This window comes from Dactylosporangium fulvum (assembly GCF_025137375.1).
In the GTDB taxonomy this organism is placed as follows: Bacteria; Actinomycetota; Actinomycetes; order Mycobacteriales; family Micromonosporaceae; genus Dactylosporangium; species Dactylosporangium fulvum.
Map to the genome: position 1 here is coordinate 5,591,673 of NZ_CP073720.1, position 15,401 is coordinate 5,607,073.

Genomic DNA, 15,401 nt, shown 5'->3' on the forward strand with positions numbered 1-15,401 from the left:
GCTCTCACCCGGTCTCCCAATCCGGGCGGGACGGGCTGCATATAGCGTGTTGCCATGCCGCTGATCCTGCTCGTCGAGGACGACGTCGCCGTGTCCGGAGCGCTGTCCCGCGCGCTGACCGACGCCGGGCACGTGGTTCGCCCGGTGGGCAATGCCGGGTCGGCGCTGCGGGTCATCGCGACCGATCCGCCCGACCTCGTCATCCTCGACCTCGGGCTGCCCGACATGGACGGGCTCGACGTGCTGCGCATGCTGCGCGGCATCTCCAACGCGCCGGTCATCGTGGCCACCGCGCGCCGCTCGGAGCGGGACATCATCCGGCTGCTCGACGCGGGCGCCGACGACTACGTGACGAAGCCGTTCTCCAGCGCCCAGATGTCGGCCCGGATCAACGCGGTCCTGCGCCGCGGCCAGGGCACGCCCGGTCTGGCCGCCCCGCCGGCCGGCGTGACGGTCGGTGCGCTGCACGTCAACCCGCAGCAGCGCTTCGCCTCCATCAACGGGCAGCCGCTGCAGCTGACGAAGAAGGAGTTCGATCTCCTGTCGTACCTCGCACAGCGCGCCGGCCGGGTCGTCAGCCGGCGGGAGCTGCTCACCGAGGTGTGGCAGCGGCCGGACAGCTCGGGCGAGGACCAGACGATCGACGTGCACGTGTCGTGGCTGCGGCGCAAGCTCGGCGAGAGCGCCACCGCCCCGCGGTACCTGCGGACCTTCCGCGGGGTCGGGGTGATGCTCGTCGACCCGCTCGCCGGACCCGGGCAGGGACCCGCATGAGAAGCGCGCTGATGCGCCTGTCGTTCGCGATCACGTCGATGATCGCGCTGGCGTTCCTCGTGCCGCTGGCCTACGTGACGGACCAGATCGCGCACGACCGGGCGCTGGCCGAGGCGCGGTACCAGGCCGACGCGATGGTCGCCGCGCTCGCCTCCGCGCCGGGCAACGGCTCCGGGGCGCTCGACCGCGCCGTCGCGACCGTCCCGGCCGGGCAGTCGGGGCGACTGGCCGTACACCTCCTGGGAGAACCGACCGTCGGCACGAGCCACGCGTCGGCCGGGGACGTCGAGCTCGCCGGGCGGCAGGGGCGTTCGGTGACGGTCGACGCGCCGGGCGGCGTGGCGTACCTGCAGGCCGTCGTCCTCGACGGCGACCGCACGGCGGTGGTGGAGGTGTACGTCTCCGACACCGACCTCAGCCGGGGCGTCGGCGCGGCGTGGCTCGCGCTCGCCGGGCTGGCCGTGGTCCTCGTCGGCGGCTCGACCCTGGTCGCCGACCGGCTCGGCGCGCAGATCGTCCGCGCGACCCGGCGGCTCGCCGACGGCGCCCGCGCGTTCGGCGACGGCGACCTGCACGCCCGGGTGGCGCCCGAGGGCCCGCCGGAGCTCCGGGACGCGGCCCGCTCGTTCAACCGCATGGCCGACCAGATGGTCGCGTTCGCCGACGCCGAGCGCGAGCTCGCCGCCGACCTCTCGCACCGGCTGCGGACCCCGCTGACCGCGCTGCGCCTCGACGCCGACGCGATGCCGCCCGGCCCGATCGGCGAGCGGATGCGGCAGGCGTTCGACGCCCTCGACGACGAGATCGAGCAGATCATCACGGCCGCGCGGCGCTCGGCCGCCGACCGCGTGCCGGAGACGACGGACCTGGTCGAGGTGGTCGCCGACCGCCTCGCGTTCTGGTCGGTGCTGGCCGAGGACCAGCAGCGCCCGTGGCGGGTCGTGGGCGGGCAAGAGCCGGTGTACGTTCCGGTGGGCGAGTCGGACCTGGTGTCCGCGGTGGACTGCATGCTGGGCAACGTCTTCCAGCACACCCCGGAGGGCACCGGCTTCGAGGTCCACGTCTGCGCTCGTGGCCTGGTCGTGGACGACGCCGGCCCGGGCATCGCGGACCCGGCGCGCGCCCTGCGCCGCGGCGCGAGCGGTGCCGGCTCGACGGGCCTGGGCCTCGACATCGTGCGCAGGGTGGCCGAGTCGGCGGGCGGCAGACTGGTGATCGACCGCAGCCCGATGCGCGGCGCCCGAATCGCGATCCTGCTCGACGCCGTCCCCGACCGCCCACCACGCCGCGTCGTACGCTGAGCACCCGCTGCTCTTTCGTGCGGACCGCTGCGCGACGACCAGCCAGCCGCGCCGGTTGACTTAGGTGGATTCCCGCTGCCCGGACCCCGGAGGTCAACCAGCTGATCACGACCGCCGTGCACAGCCGCAGCCAACCTCAACCCACAACACCCTGCTCACCGCTCGCCACACACGTGATCGCGAACTTGTCGCGATCACGTGGCCAGAACCGACCCGGAACCCGCGGACACCGGCCCGCCATGATCACTAACATTGCACTGGCCGGCCGGCCAGGACGGTGTCTACTGTGGACTCAGGACACGCGCCAGCGGGCGACCAGGTCGTCCATCACCTTGTCGAGGTGCTCGTCGGCCACCTGGCGGGCCGGGTCCGCGTCGAACCAGGCCACGATCTCGCGCGCGCCCTGGTGGAACGGGATCGTCGCGACGTAGTCCGGCACCAGCTCGCGCACCTTGCTGTTGTCGAACACCATCGAGTGTGCCTTGTCGCCGAGCAGGCCGGCACCCCAGTCCGGGTCGGCGGCGGCGATCGCGTCCGACGGGACGTGCACGATCCGCGCCTCAACGCCCAGCGCGGCGGCGAGGTGCTCGGCGATCTGGTTCCACGTCAGCACGTCGTCGCCGGTGATGTGGAAGACGTCACCGACCGCGCGGGGATGGCCGAGCAGCGGCACGAACGCCTTCGCGAAGTCCTCGTGGTGGGTCAGCGTCCACAGTGAGGTGCCGTCGCCGTGGACCACGATCTCCTTGCCCTGGCGCATGCGGCCGGGCACCGTCCAGCCGCCGTCGAAGGGGACGAGCGTCCGGTCGTACGTGTGCGAGGGGCGCACGATCGTGGCCGGGAAACCGCGCTCGCGATACGCCCGCACGAGGAGGTCCTCGCAGGCGATCTTGTCGCGGCTGTACTGCCAGAAGGGGTTGCGCAGCGGAGAGGACTCGACGACGGGCAGGCGGGCCGGCGGCGTCTGGTAGGCCGAGGCGGAGCTGATGAAGACGTACTGCCCGGTGCGCCCCTCGAACAGCTCGACGTCGGCGGCGACGTGGTCGGTGGTGAACGCGACCCAGTCGACGACCGCGTCGAACGTCAGGTCACCGAGCGCGGCGCGGACCGACTGCGGGTCGCGGATGTCGGCGCGCAGCACCTCGGCCCCGTCGGGCAGGGGGCGCTGGGTGCTGGATCCGCGATTCAGCACGTACAACTCGATGCCACGCTCGACCGCGAGCCGGGATGACGCCGAACTGATGATGCCGCTGCCGCCGATGAAGAGGACTCTCATGGGGTCAGCTTTCCACCCAGCCGTGCGTGCGCGCGAAGGCCACCAGGTGCTGCCGGGCCTGGGCGATCTGGCTGCCGGTCAGTGACGGCACGTGCTGGATGAGCAACTCCGTGACCTCGGCGGAGAACTCGCGGGTCGACAGCACGTCGCAGAGGCCGTCGTCGTCGGACGTGGCCGGGGCGGTGCGCGGGTGCTCGCGGCGCAGCGGCGGGGCGGGGGTGTCGAGGAGGTGAACCGTCGCGACCTTCAGGCCGCGCTCGCCCTCCTCGACCTCGTATTCGACGCGCAGGCCGGGGTGCACCAGGTGGCGCTGGTCGCCGAAGTCGTTGGCGTGGACGAAGACGTCCTCACCGCCGGCGTCGGGGGCGATGAACCCGTAGCCCCGCACCTCGTCGAACCGCAGAATCCTGCCCGTCTCCACCACGCACCACCCACCCACCGTCAGGGCAACCGCCCTACAGCATAAGCCGCTTCTTTTGTACCTTGCCCATCGCATTTCGCGGCAGGGAGTCGACGAAGTGCACGCTGCGGGGCCGCTTGTGCACGGAGAGGTGACCGGCGACGAAGTCGATGAGGTCGCGTTCGCCGACACCGTCGGCGACCACAAACGCGGTGACGGCCTCGCCGAGGTCGGCGTCCGGCGTGCCGACGACCGCGGCCTCGCGGACGGCGGGGTGGGTGAGCAGCGCGTCCTCGACCTCGCCGGCGCCGATGCGGAAGCCGCCGCACTTGATGAGGTCGGTCGAGGCGCGGCCGACGATGCGGTGCCAGCCGTCGGGCCCGATCGTCGCCAGGTCGCCGGTGCGGAACCAGCCGTGGTCGGTCGGCGGCTCGGCGCTGCCGTGGTACCGCCGCAGCAGCATCGGCCCGCTGACCCACAGCTCGCCGATCGTCTCGCCGTCCGCCGGCGGCTCGGTGCCGTCGTCGCGGGTCAGCCGGGTCCGCACACCCCGCACCGGGACGCCGACGTGGCCGGGGCGGCGCTCGCCGCCGGCGCGGCTGCTGACGGTGATGAGGGTCTCCGTCATGCCGTACCGCTCGACGGGGCGGTGCCCGCTGAGCGCCGACAGCCGCTCGAACACGGGCACGGGCAGCGGCGCGCTGCCGGAGACGAGCAGCCGGGCGCGGCGCAGCGCACGGGCGGCGGCGGGCTCGGCGCACACCCGGGACCAGACGGTCGGCACGCCGAAGTAGAGTGTGCCGCCGGCAGCCGCGTACCGCGCCGGGTGTGGCCGTCCGGTGTGGACCAGCGGTGACCCGCGGCGCAGGGCGCCGAGCACGCCGAGAATGAGACCGTGGACATGGAACAGTGGCAGGCCGTGCACGAGCCGGTCGTCCGCGGTCCAGTCCCAGGCCTCGGCGACGGCGTCGACGCCCGCCTCCACGGCGGCGTGGGTGAGCACGACGCCCTTGGGCGCGCCGGTGGTGCCGCTGGTGTACATGACGAGCGCCGTGTCGTCCCCGGCGGGCGGGGCGTAGGCGGTCGCGGACCGGCGCCGGACGTCGACCGGCACGTCGCGGCCCAGGACCAGCACGGCGCCGGAGTCGCGCAGGATGTGGTCACGCTCCGCGGGACCGGCGTCGGCCGGGACCGGCACGACCGCCGCGCCGGACAGCAACGCCCCGGTCACCGCGACCACCGTCTCGAGCGTCGGCGTGGCATCGACGGCCACCGTCGCGGCGCCGTGCACGTCGTCGGCGACCGCGGTCGCCGCGGCCAGCAGCGCCTCGGCGGACAGGGCGCGACCGGCGACGGCCACGGCGGCGGGAACATCGGATCCGGTGAGGCCGGCGAGCAGGCGCATGACCACCATCGTCGCACCACGGCGCGGCTCGGTCACGATCACCCGGCTCGTCTCGACGCACATCCTTGTGAGCGTTAACACTGTTGCGGCACGCCGGAATGGTCGGCCGGGACCTCGAGCACCGGTTCCCGCCGCACACCCCGGACATCGGCGACGAGGTGCTGCGGATCGAGGACTGGACCGTACACTCGCCGACCCAGCACGGCCGGGTCGTCGTCTCCGGCGCCAACCTGTCGCTGCGCCGCGGTGAGATCGTCGGCCCGGCCGGGCTCATGGGCGCCGGCCGCGCCGAGCTGGCGATGAGCGTCTTCGGCCGCAGCTACGGCACCGGCATCAGCGGGCGCCTCTACGCGCTGTCGGCCGGCCCGACGGCGGGCAACGCGTTCGAGCTCGACGCGATCGCGGCCGCGTTCATCGGCGGCGCCGCGGTCCAGGGCGGCGTCGGCAAGGTGGTGGGTGCCATCACCGGCGGCCTCATCATGGCCGTCATCAACAACGGCATGTCCCTGATCGGTTCGCCGAGCGAGCGGGTCATGCTGGTGAAGGGCCTGGTTCTGCTGGCAGCGGTGGCGTTCGACGTGTGGGCCGAGCGGAGGCCGGCCGTTCGCGCTGAGCCGGCACACGGTCGGTGGGTCGTTACCGTCGTCCGTCTATCCCGGGGTTCCCTCGTGCCACCGGCGGAAGAGCGCGCCCTTCTGCCGCGCCCGCTCCTGCACGGCGGCGCCGAGCCCGTTCTCCTCGGCGAAGAACGTGACGGCGGCCAGCAGGTCCCCGCACTCCTCGGCGAGCCGCTCGCGGAGGTCGCTGCCGTCGTAGTGGCCGGTCCGCCCGCCGACGGCGACCAGCTTCCCGGCGACCTGGAGCAGTTCCCCGGCCTCCTCGACCACCTTGGCCAGCCCCGGCCACACCTCGGACCCGATGGAGAAACCCGGCTCGTCCCGCATGCCGCCGAGCCTATTGCGCTCGCGTTGCGCTCGCTCACGGGAGGCGGTGGGCGTCGACCATCTCCAGCAGTGCCCGGAGCGCGGCGCTCTGGCGGCGGGCCGACGCCGTGGCGACGCCGAACGTCCAGCGCAGTCGCGTACCGGTGACGGGCAGGACCGTCAGCCCGTCGCCGGGCGGCGCGTCACCGGGCGGCACGGCGAACCGCGGGATCAGTGCCACGCCCAGGCCGTTGCGCACGTACTGCGGCACCGTGGCGATGTCCGCCACCTCGAGCGCGACGCGCCGCTGGAGGCCGGCCGCCGCGAACCCGCGGTCGACCTCCGTCCGGTTGCCGTAGCCGAGCGGCGAGTCCACGAACGGTTCGTCGGCCAGGTCGGCCAGCGCCAGCGCGGAGCGTGACGCCAGGTGATGGGCCGACGGCAGTACGGCGACGATCGGCTCGGCGACCAGGATGCGCACCGACAGCCCCGTCGGCGGGCGCCCGGCCAGGGAGACGAACGCGACGTCGAGCTCGCCCTCCATCAGCGCCCGCGCGAGCCCGGCCGAACCGCTGGGTGCGGCCCGGAGCCGGAGGTCCACCCCGGGATGCTCGGCACGGAACTGGCCCAGCAGGCCGGGCAGGTCGACGAAGCCGACGGAGATCAGCGTGCCGATCCGCAGGGTGCCGCGGAGGCCGCCGCGCACCTCGTCGACCGCGTCGCGAGCGGCCTGCGCGGCGTCGATCGTGGCTCGGGCGGCCGGCAGCAGGGCCGCGCCGGCGTCGGTCAGCGCGACCCGTTGCGAGCTGCGGTCGAACAGTTGCACGCCGAGCTCGCGTTCCAGGGCACGGATCGCCGCGGAAACGCCGGACTGCACGACCCGGAGCCGCTCGGACGCGCGGGTGAAGTTCCGTTCCTCGGCGACCGTCACGAAGTACACGAGATGCCGCAGCTCCATCGTCGAACTATCGCAGATAGTGATGGCAATCAGCACAAACAATCGTGGGCGGTGCTGATACCCGTGAGCGACAGTTCGGACCATGACTTCTGTGCTGACGCCACCGTCCGTGGCCGAGCCGTCCACGCCGGTCCGGCGGATGAGTCACGAACAGGGTTTCTGGGCGATCGCGTTCGCGTTCGCGGTGTCGCTCGCGTTCACGGTCGTGCCGACCCCGCTCTGGGCGCTGTACCAGCGTCACGACGGGTACTCGACCATCGACGTCACCGTCGCCTTCGCCGCCTACGCGGTCGGCGTCGTCGCCAGCCTGTTCCTCGCCGGGCACGTCTCCGACTGGCTCGGGCGGCGCCGGGTGCTCCTCCCCGCGGTCCTGCTGGAGGCCGTCGCGGCGGCGCTGCTGGTCACCTCGACGTCACTCGGCGTGGTGATCGTCGCCCGGGTGCTGTCCGGCCTGGGCATCGGCCTGATCACCGCGACCGCGACGGCGCACCTGTCGGAGCTGCACGCCGCGGCCCGCCCCGCCGCCGGCCGCGCCCGGGCGGACCTCGTGTCCACGGTCGCCAACCTCGGCGGGTTCGCGTTCGGCCCGATCGTCGCCGGCCTCCTGGCGCAGTACGTGTCGTCGCCGCTGCGCACCCCGTACCTGATCTTCCTGGGTCTGCTCCTCGTCGCCGCGCTCGCGGTGTCGCTGGTGCCGGAGACCGTGCCGGTGGCCCGGCGCCGCTACCGTCCGCAACGGGTCAACGTCCCGGCGTCGGCACGGCCGCGGTATCTCGCGGCAGCCGCCGGAGCGTTCGCGTCGCTGTCGGTGCTCGGCCTGTTCACGTCGCTGGCGCCGTCGTTCGTCGCGGGAACGCTGCACCACCCGTCCCGCGCCCTGGCCGGCCTGGTCGCCTCGATGGTCTTCGGCAGCGGCGCCGTGGCCCAGGTGCTCCTGCGCAACCAGCCGATCCGCCGCCAGCTCGCCACCGGCCTGCTCCTCATGGTCGTCGGCCTGGTGGCGGTGACCTCGGGCGTCTGGGCGGCGAGCCTGGCCGTGTTCCTGACCGGCGGCGCGCTCGCGGGTGCCGGCGCCGGCGCCCTGCTGAAGGGCGCGATCTCGACGGTGGTCGACCTGGCCCCGCCGGCCACCCGCGGCGAGGCCCTCGCCGGCCTGTTCCTCGGCGGGTACCTCGGCCTCGCGGTTCCCGTGCTGGGCCTGGGCGTGGCGACGCAGTTCCTGAGCCCGCGGGTGGCCCTGCTGGGCTTCACGACGGCCGTCATCGTGGTGATCGCCGCCGTGAGCCGGCTGCTCCTGTCGCGGACCCGTTCCCGCTGAGACCCGGGACCGTCACTCCGGCAGCCGCGCCCGGTACGTGGTCCGGGTGTCCGCGACCGTCTGCGCGACAGCCTTGACCGCAGGGCTCGTGCCGTTCCGCAGCTCCGACTTCGCGAGGCTGGCAAGCTGGTCGAGGTGCTCACGGAGGCACTCGACGGCCTGCCGTTCGAACTCGGCACCGGTCGCGTCGCGGATCGACGCCAGCCGGTCGGCGTCGACGAGCCCGGGCATCTTGTGTCCCTTGTGGGGGTTGTCGGCCGGGATCGCGGCCTGCTGACCGAGCGCGCGCAGCTTCGGCAGCTCAGCGTCGTACACGGTGCGCAGCCCGACCGCCACCTTCGCGAGCTCCGGGTCGGCGGCGCGCTGGGCGAGCAGGTCCAGCACAGGCAACGCCTGCTCGTCCATGGGGATCATAAGCTCGATCCACGCCAGATCGGTGCCGCCGAACTCGGTGCCGGCGCTCCCGCCGGCGGCGGCGGTATTGTCGGCCGAGGCGCGATCGTCGGCGGCCGGTCGGGTGGCACCGCATCCTGCCGCCATCATCAGCAGGACAACGCCGACGACAGCCAACACGCGCCTGACAATTCCTCTCGTTGCGCTCCGCACGCTGCGTGCTCCTTCCGGTCGGCGCTCATCAGCCGGCCCCAGTCAGCCAGTCCCGTCAGCCACGGTCCCGGTCGGCCGCCGCCGGTCGGCCGCCGCCGGTCGACCGGTCCAGCCGGTCCCGGCCGGCCACTGCCGGTCCCAGTCAGCCGCTGCTGATCGGGCGCTGCCAGTCCCGTCAGCCACGGTCCCGGTCGGCCGGTCCAGCCGGTCCCGGCCGGCCACTGCCGGTCCCAGTCAGCCGCTGCTGATCGGGCGCCGCCAGTCCCGTCAGCCACGGTCCCGGTCGGCCGCCGCCGGTCGACCGCCGCCGGTCGGCCGGTCCAGCCGGTCCCGGCCGGCCACTGCCGGTCCCAGTCAGCCGCTGCTGATCGGGCGCTGCCAGTCAAGCGCTGCCAGTCCCCTTAGCCGGCCACGGTCCCGGTCGGCCGCCGCCGGTCGGCTGGCCACTGCCGGTCCCAGCCGATCCCAGTCAGCCACCGCATGGTCAGCTGGCCTTGGTCAGCCGGTCCCAGTCAACCACCGCCGGTCGGTCAGCCCCGGTCAGCCACTGCCAGTCAGCCGGTCCCGTCAGCCCCGGTCCCCGTCGGCCGGTCTTCGTTGGCCGGTCCCCGCCAATCCCGGTCGGCTGCTGCCAGTCGGCCGGCGCCGGGCGATCGGTGCTGGTCGGGCAGGTGCTGGTCGGGTAGGTGCTGGTCGGGCAGGTGCTGGTCGGGCAGGTGCTGGTCGTGGTGCTGATCCTGCGGTTGCGCGGCCGCGGGCGCCCAGAGCCCGCTCGAACCGCCGCAACCGCAGGATCGGGCGCACGGGATCGGCCGTGGGCTCGGACGTTCCCGGTGGCGGCGACCCCAACCCGGTCTCCGCCGTGCCAAAAGACGGAACGTCCGGACGCCGCCCGGACGCCGCCACCTGATCGGAACCGTCGGTAGTTGTGCGACTCCCGACATCGACGATCCACCCTGGGACGGCCCCCGCCTGGACGACCGACCCGACGTCTCACTGCCGTTTCCGATCAGGCGGCCGGCCTGCCCCCGTCGATCCCACTGCTCGCCTGGCCGTCCGCCTCAGACAGCGCGCTCCTCCGGCACCCGACCCTTTGGAGAGCGCTCTCCGTAGGAGAGTCTCGCCCCTCGATGAAGGAGTGTCAACACTCCACAACAGGTTCCATCGCCGAACCCCGATCTGCCCGATTCGCTTTACCTTCCAGCATTCCGTCGCTTGCCACGACGTCCGACCATCCCTAAGCCGTCGACGCCGGCAAGCTCCACGTCCAGGATTTGGAGAGCGCTCTCCAAGCGGCCCGCGATGAACCTCCCTGACGGGCTGCACCAGGCCGTTCCCGCCGTCCCTGCTGTTCTGCCGCCCCCGCTGTCCCCCGCTCCCCGTCCCCCACTCCCCGTTCTCCGCTCCCTCGTTCTCCTCCGTCCCGCGGCGCGGGACCCGAGCGCCCGCTGTCCCGCGGCGCACGACCCCAGCGCCCGCCGTCCCGCGCCGCGGGACGGCGGGCACCCGCCGTCCCGCGGCGCGGGACCCCAGCGCCCGCTAGCCTGCGGCGCGCAAGCCCTTGGACGGCGCGTCCATGATCCGGAAGACTTCACGCTGCTATTCGGCGCGAAGTCTTCCGGATCATGCCGGTCCGGGTCTCGGCGCTGCAGGCACAGGCTCGCCACGCTGCTGACTGGGGCAAAGGAGCGGGCAAAGGAGCCGACAACGGAGCAGGCCGAAGAAGCAGGCCGAAGAAGCAGGCCAAAGGAGCACGGCGAAGGAGCAGGCCGAAGGAGCACGGCGAAGAAGCAGGTCGAAGGAGCGCGGTGAAGCCTGCCTGGCCGCGTCGTCGTTGGCGTCAGGAGTGTGGATCAGCGGGCTCAGGTCGTACCGATGCGGAAATCACGCCGACTGGCGCACCACGAGTTTGGGGTCGAAGATGACCGACTCGACACGCAGTGAAGGGTCGTCGATCCGCTCGAGGACCATGTGCGCCGCCTGCGCCGCCATGTCCTCCAGCGGGTGGCGAACCGTCGTGAGCTGGGGGCGCGCGTCGAGGGCCGCACTGCTGTCGTCGAAGCCTACGACCTTGACGTCCTCGGGGACGCGCCGGTTCTGCGACCGTAGCGCCATGATCGCGCCCTGCGCCATCAGGTCGTTGGCGACGAACAGGCCGTCGAGGTCGGGCTGGGTGAACAGCAGCTCGAGCAGTGCGGACTCACCGGACTCGTACGTGAAGCCGCCCTCGGTGAACGGGAAGTACGCGAAGCCGTGGCGGGCGAGGGCCTGGCGGAACCCGATGAGCCGGTCCTGGCTGGCGGGCACGTGCGCCGGGCCGGTGATCATGGCGGGCCGGATGCAGCCGCGGCCGACGAGGTGCTCCGCGGCGAGCGCGCCGCCGGCGTCGTTGGCGAGGTCGACGTAGCTGATCGGGACCGGCTGAGCGGGCCGGCCGACGAGGACCGCGGCGATGCCCGCGTCGCACAGTTGCTGCGGCAGCGTGTCGTCGGGGTGCAGCGACAGGACCACCGCGCCGTCCGCCTGCCCCTGCCCGAGGTCTCCGACGAGCCGGGTCCGCGCCTCGGCGGTACCGACGATCTGCAGCGCCAGCTGGATACCCTTGGGCCGCAGGACACTCATCACACCGCCGACGATCCGGCCGAAGTACGGGTCGGCGAAGAAACGGCGCATGAAGGGGTCGTCGTCGTGGGACACCGCGTCGGAGACGACCAGGGCCACGGTGCCGCTGCGACGGGTGACGAGCGAGCGGGCCGCGCGGTTGGGCACGTAGCCGGTGGCGTCGACGGCCTGCCACACGATCTCGTGGAGTTTGGGGTCGACGTTGCGCACGCCGTTGATGACGCGGGACACCGTCGCACGGGACACTCCCGCGGCTTCGGCCACGTCTTCAAGGGTCGGTCGTCGCTTCTCGCTCATCACGCGCTTTTATAGCACGCCGACGGAAAGCGCTCTCCAAGGTCCACTCGGAGAGCGCTTTCCAGCCATGGACAATTACCGATATACGCCGAACTCCCACAGCGAATAGCCGTAGCCGGTTGCCCGGGTGACACCATTCATCCGGACGTATCGCGCATTGCCGTTGACGTTGATGTCGTCGAATCCGCCGTTGCCGGAGGTGGTCGACCAGATCGTCGTCCAGTTGTTGCCGTCGTCGGACGTCTGGATCTGGTAGCCGGTCGCGTACGCCGCCTCCCAGGCCAGGAACACCTTGTTGAAGGTCTGCTTGGAGCCCAGGTCGACCTGGATCCAGGCGGTCGCGACCCATTCACTGGCCCAGCGGGTGTTGTAGTTGCCGTCCACCGCGTACGACGGCAGCTGCGGCCCGTTGGTGCCGGTGGGCTGGTACGACGACGCCGTCACCGTCTTGTTCAGGGCGATGTTGGTGCCGGGGATCGACGGCGGCACCACCCTGAACGAACGCGTTTCGATGCCGACGTTGCCCTGGCCGTCGAACGCGTAGACGTAGATCTTCCACACGCCGAGCGTCTCCGGCGCGGTCACCGTGAACGTGCTGCCGTTCTGGGTGAAGTTGACGTTCCGGAAGCCCGTACCGCCGGTGATGTACTTGTCACTGGCCATCAGGTTGTAGCGGATGGTGTCGCCGTTGGGGTCGCTCGCGGCGACGTTGACGGTGAACGTGCCGCCGGCCGGCACGGCGGTCTGGTTGCTGACCGTCATGCTGGTGATCTGCGGCGCGGTGTTGGCCAGCGGTGTGCCGGTGTAGGCCTGCTTGAGCGCACCGTAGCCGAGCCGTCGCCAGCCGCCGGGGTAGGTGTTGAGCCACACGCCGCCGAAGTCGTTCTCCAGACCGTAGTGGAACTCGGTCGCGCCGAGCGCCACACCCGGGTGCGACTTGATGGCGTTCCAGCTGGCCGTGTAGCCGTCCCGCTTCTGCAGGTCGGTCGGCTCGGTCGGCACGCCGTTGACGTCGTTCGGGACCTCCCACTCGCCGGCCGGGCCACCCTCGGTGACCACGTACGGCTTGGTGTAGCCGCCGTTGATCCAGTCCTGCTTGATGTTGCCGATCGCGCCGTACGAGTTCACGGCGAGCAGGTCGAGTGCCGGAGCGTTGTTCTTGTAGTACGGCCAGGCACCGGTGTACGCGTCGGTCGACGTGACCGGGTGGTTCGGGTCGGCGGCGTGGATCGCGATCGCCAGTTCGTTGACGAATTTGGCGTAGGCGACCCGACGGGCCTCCACCTCGGCGGCGGGCAGGCCGTGGTCCTGCATGGTCAGGATGACCTCGTTGCCGACGTCCCACATCAGCACGCCCGGGTTGTTCTTGAGCGCGTTGACCCGGTTGACGATCTCGGTCTTGGCGTTGTTCTTGTACGCGGTGTCGTTGACGTAGTCGGCGCCCTGGTTGAGCCAGTGCCCGACGATCACCTTCATGCCCTGCTGCGCGGCCTTGTTGAGCAGCGTCGGGGTGTTCGCGTCGTCGACGCCCCAGGTGCGGATCGTGTTGACGCCCATGTTCTTCAGGTCGCGCATGTACCCGTCGGCGGCGGCCTGCGGCGGGCCGTAGGTGAGGCCGCGGACCTCCCAGTTCGCGCCGTTGACCTGCAGCTGCCAGTTGCCCTGCGACCCGGTCACCTTGACCACACTCGGCGTGGTGGGCGTCGGCGGGTCGGTCATCGCGGCCGGAACGGTGCCGGTCGCCTTGGAAACGGAGACCGAGTCGACGGACAGGATGCCGCCCGAGGTCGTCTCCGGCGTCGGCGTGGTGTAGCCGGCGATGGCGTTGGGCAGCGAACCGCCGATCGCCAGGTCGAGGCGCAGGTAGAAGCCGTGGTGCACGGCCGCGGTCCACGCCGCGACGCCGACCTGGCTCTGCCGCACGATCCAGGACTGCTTGCCGTCGAGGTAGAAGCGGATCTCCTCGTCGGTCTTCGTCCGGTCGATGACCTGCGTGTACTCGTGGTAGCCGGTCTGGCACCCGGTGCAGCTCGCGAGTCCGGAGGTGCGGCCGTTGTACTCGCCGCAGGGCCCGTCGGGAGCGGTGCCGCAGTGCAGGGTCTGGGAGAGCTGGCTGCGGCCGTTGACGTTCGTCATGATGTCGGTCTCGCCGACACCCGGCCAGTTGTTGTAGTTGCCGCGGTACGCGGCGCCGGTCGCCCGGAAGCCGGGCCAGTAGCCGGCCGCGTTCGCCACGTCGGGCTGCTTGATCAGCGCGGTGAACTTGACCTGCTCACCGGGCTGGGCCTGGAAGTCGGTCCGCTGCGTCTCCAGCCGGCCGGAGGTCCAGCTGCCGTTGCCGTCGCGGACGGCCTTGATGTTGAGCTTGCCGGCGCCGTCGAGGTACACGTTGGCCGTCGAGTTGGTGGCCGTCTCGACCTCGCCGGTCGCCCAGTTCGGCGCGCCGCCCGGGAACTGCGTTCCCGTCCGCATGATCCAGTTGGCCGCGCTCGGCGACGTGTTCGCCGCACCGTCGAAGTTGTCGTTCCAGACCGTGGTCCAGCCCGGCTCCTGCGTCGGCGGGTCGCTCGGGCTCGGGCTGGTCGACGGCGTGCCGCTGGTCGTCGGGCCGCTGCCGGTGAAGACCTTGAACTCCCACAGCGAGTACCCGTAGCCGCCGTTGCGCGCGGTGCCGTACATCCGGACGTACCGTCCGGAGCCGGTCACCGGCAGTGTCTGCGTGCCACCGGCGCCCGAGCTGGTCGTGTAGATGTCGGTCCAGCTGGTCCCGTTGGTCGACGTCTGGATCTGGAACGACGTGCCGTACGCGGCCTCCCACTGCAGCACGACCTGGCAGATCGACTGGGTGGAGCCGAGGTCGACCTGGATCCACTGCGGATCGGTGAACTGGCTGCCCCAGCGGGTCGCCGCGTTGCCGTCGAACGCGTTGGCGGCGACCGTGTCGGCGCCCTCCGACGACGACGCCGAGGCCGGCTTGCCCTGTGCCGCGTTGGTGGTACCGCACGTGCCCGGGTTGCCGGTGCCGCCGTCGAACGAGCCGTAGACCTTGAACTCGAACAGCGAGTAGCCGTAGCCGGTGCCGCGGACCGTGGCGTACATCCGCACGTACCGTCCGGAGCCGCTCACGTTGAGCGTCTGCGTGCCGCCCGTGCCGGTGGTCGTCTGGTAGACGTTGGTCCAGTTCTGGTCGTCGGAGGACGTCTGGATCTGGAAGGCCTTGCCGTAGGCGCCCTCCCACTGCAGGACGACCTGGCTGATCGTGGCGGTGGCGCCGAGGTCGATGCGGATCCACTGCGGGTCGCTCCACTGGCTGCCCCACCGGGTGCCGGCGTCGCCGTCGTTGACGAAGCTCGCCGCGACGTCGTCGGCCTGGACCGATGAGGCGGTGACCGGTTTGCCTTGCGAGATCAGGCTGTCGGCGGCGCGCGCGAACGGCGCGACCACCACAGCGACGGTGGCGACGACGGCGGCCACCAGGACGATGCGCCATCGCGAACTGAGGAGTTTCTGCCAGGCCGGTT

At 71.9% G+C, this 15,401-nt stretch carries 11 protein-coding genes and 1 pseudogene; 4 read left to right on the forward strand and 8 right to left on the reverse strand.

Features of this window, described 5'->3' with window-relative positions; all coding sequences use genetic code 11:
• Window positions 1-54: 54 nt before the first annotated feature.
• Both Dfulv_RS26320 and Dfulv_RS26325 read left to right on the forward strand, forming a co-directional pair.
• Complete coding sequence (locus tag Dfulv_RS26320; protein WP_259856021.1) at window positions 55-774, forward strand: response regulator transcription factor; 720 nt, start codon at window positions 55-57, stop codon at window positions 772-774.
• Window positions 771-2,075 carry a sensor histidine kinase gene (locus tag Dfulv_RS26325; RefSeq protein ID WP_259856023.1) on the forward strand — a complete coding sequence of 435 codons (1,305 nt, stop codon included), beginning with the start codon at window positions 771-773 and terminating at the stop codon, window positions 2,073-2,075. The genes Dfulv_RS26320 and Dfulv_RS26325 overlap by 4 nt, the downstream gene beginning before the upstream one ends.
• Before the next feature lie 292 nt (window positions 2,076-2,367).
• Here the strand turns inward: Dfulv_RS26325 and Dfulv_RS26330 are convergent, their stop codons facing one another.
• Genes Dfulv_RS26330 through Dfulv_RS26340 form a run of 3 tightly spaced genes read right to left on the reverse strand, consistent with a single transcriptional unit; the run spans window position 2,368 to window position 5,156 of the window.
• A complete protein-coding gene (locus Dfulv_RS26330) occupies window positions 2,368-3,351 on the reverse strand; it encodes an NAD-dependent epimerase/dehydratase family protein (protein ID WP_259856025.1) in 984 nt (327 codons plus the stop codon).
• A gap of 4 nt (window positions 3,352-3,355) precedes the next feature.
• Window positions 3,356-3,775: a cold-shock protein gene (locus Dfulv_RS26335; protein WP_259856027.1), complete on the reverse strand. Its 420-nt coding sequence runs from the start codon at window positions 3,773-3,775 to the stop codon at window positions 3,356-3,358.
• Window positions 3,776-3,806: 31 nt separating this feature from the next.
• Window positions 3,807-5,156, reverse strand: coding sequence for an AMP-binding protein (locus Dfulv_RS26340; RefSeq protein ID WP_259868159.1), 1,350 nt, complete (start codon window positions 5,154-5,156; stop codon window positions 3,807-3,809).
• Between the two features lie 92 nt (window positions 5,157-5,248).
• Between Dfulv_RS26340 and Dfulv_RS26345 the strand changes: the two are divergent.
• Window positions 5,249-5,740 (forward strand): annotated as a pseudogene (locus tag Dfulv_RS26345) (ABC transporter permease subunit); the annotation flags it as partial.
• Between the two features lie 66 nt (window positions 5,741-5,806).
• On the opposite strand, the gene Dfulv_RS26350 reads toward Dfulv_RS26345, so the two are convergent.
• The gene (locus tag Dfulv_RS26350) at window positions 5,807-6,100 is read right to left on the reverse strand and encodes a hypothetical protein (protein ID WP_259869868.1); all 294 of its coding nucleotides are present in this window, start codon (window positions 6,098-6,100) and stop codon (window positions 5,807-5,809) included.
• 34 nt (window positions 6,101-6,134) lie between these two features.
• Window positions 6,135-7,037 (reverse strand): LysR family transcriptional regulator, encoded by a 903-nt coding sequence (locus tag Dfulv_RS26355; RefSeq protein WP_259856028.1) that lies wholly within the window; start codon window positions 7,035-7,037, stop codon window positions 6,135-6,137.
• An 82-nt stretch (window positions 7,038-7,119) separates the two neighbouring features.
• Between Dfulv_RS26355 and Dfulv_RS26360 the strand changes: the two genes are divergently transcribed.
• Window positions 7,120-8,355 (forward strand): MFS transporter, encoded by a 1,236-nt coding sequence (locus Dfulv_RS26360; protein WP_259856031.1) that lies wholly within the window; start codon window positions 7,120-7,122, stop codon window positions 8,353-8,355.
• A gap of 12 nt (window positions 8,356-8,367) precedes the next feature.
• Here the strand turns inward: Dfulv_RS26360 and Dfulv_RS26365 are convergent, their stop codons facing one another.
• From Dfulv_RS26365 to Dfulv_RS26375, 3 genes are all read right to left on the reverse strand, one after another.
• Window positions 8,368-8,928, reverse strand: coding sequence for a DUF305 domain-containing protein (locus Dfulv_RS26365; RefSeq protein ID WP_259856033.1), 561 nt, complete (start codon window positions 8,926-8,928; stop codon window positions 8,368-8,370).
• 1,917 nt (window positions 8,929-10,845) lie between these two features.
• Window positions 10,846-11,847: a LacI family DNA-binding transcriptional regulator gene (locus tag Dfulv_RS26370; RefSeq protein ID WP_319805694.1), complete on the reverse strand. Its 1,002-nt coding sequence runs from the start codon at window positions 11,845-11,847 to the stop codon at window positions 10,846-10,848.
• A gap of 108 nt (window positions 11,848-11,955) precedes the next feature.
• On the reverse strand, window positions 11,956-15,357 hold the full coding sequence (locus Dfulv_RS26375) for a galactose-binding domain-containing protein (RefSeq protein WP_425553097.1): 3,402 nt from the start codon (window positions 15,355-15,357) through the stop codon (window positions 11,956-11,958).
• Window positions 15,358-15,401: the final 44 nt, after the last annotated feature.

What these genes read in the sequence shown, in the direction of transcription:
- Dfulv_RS26350 (WP_259869868.1), bottom strand. Translation starts at nt 6,100, where the DNA reads ATGCGGGACGAGCCGGGTTTCTCCATCGGGTCCGAGGTGTGGCCGGGG.
- Dfulv_RS26320 (WP_259856021.1), top strand. Translation starts at nt 55, where the DNA reads ATGCCGCTGATCCTGCTCGTCGAGGACGACGTCGCCGTGTCCGGAGCG.
- Dfulv_RS26355 (WP_259856028.1), bottom strand. Translation starts at nt 7,037, where the DNA reads ATGGAGCTGCGGCATCTCGTGTACTTCGTGACGGTCGCCGAGGAACGG.
- Dfulv_RS26340 (WP_259868159.1), bottom strand. Translation starts at nt 5,156, where the DNA reads ATGCGCCTGCTCGCCGGCCTCACCGGATCCGATGTTCCCGCCGCCGTG.
- Dfulv_RS26325 (WP_259856023.1), top strand. Translation starts at nt 771, where the DNA reads ATGAGAAGCGCGCTGATGCGCCTGTCGTTCGCGATCACGTCGATGATC.
- Dfulv_RS26360 (WP_259856031.1), top strand. Translation starts at nt 7,120, where the DNA reads ATGACTTCTGTGCTGACGCCACCGTCCGTGGCCGAGCCGTCCACGCCG.
- Dfulv_RS26330 (WP_259856025.1), bottom strand. Translation starts at nt 3,351, where the DNA reads ATGAGAGTCCTCTTCATCGGCGGCAGCGGCATCATCAGTTCGGCGTCA.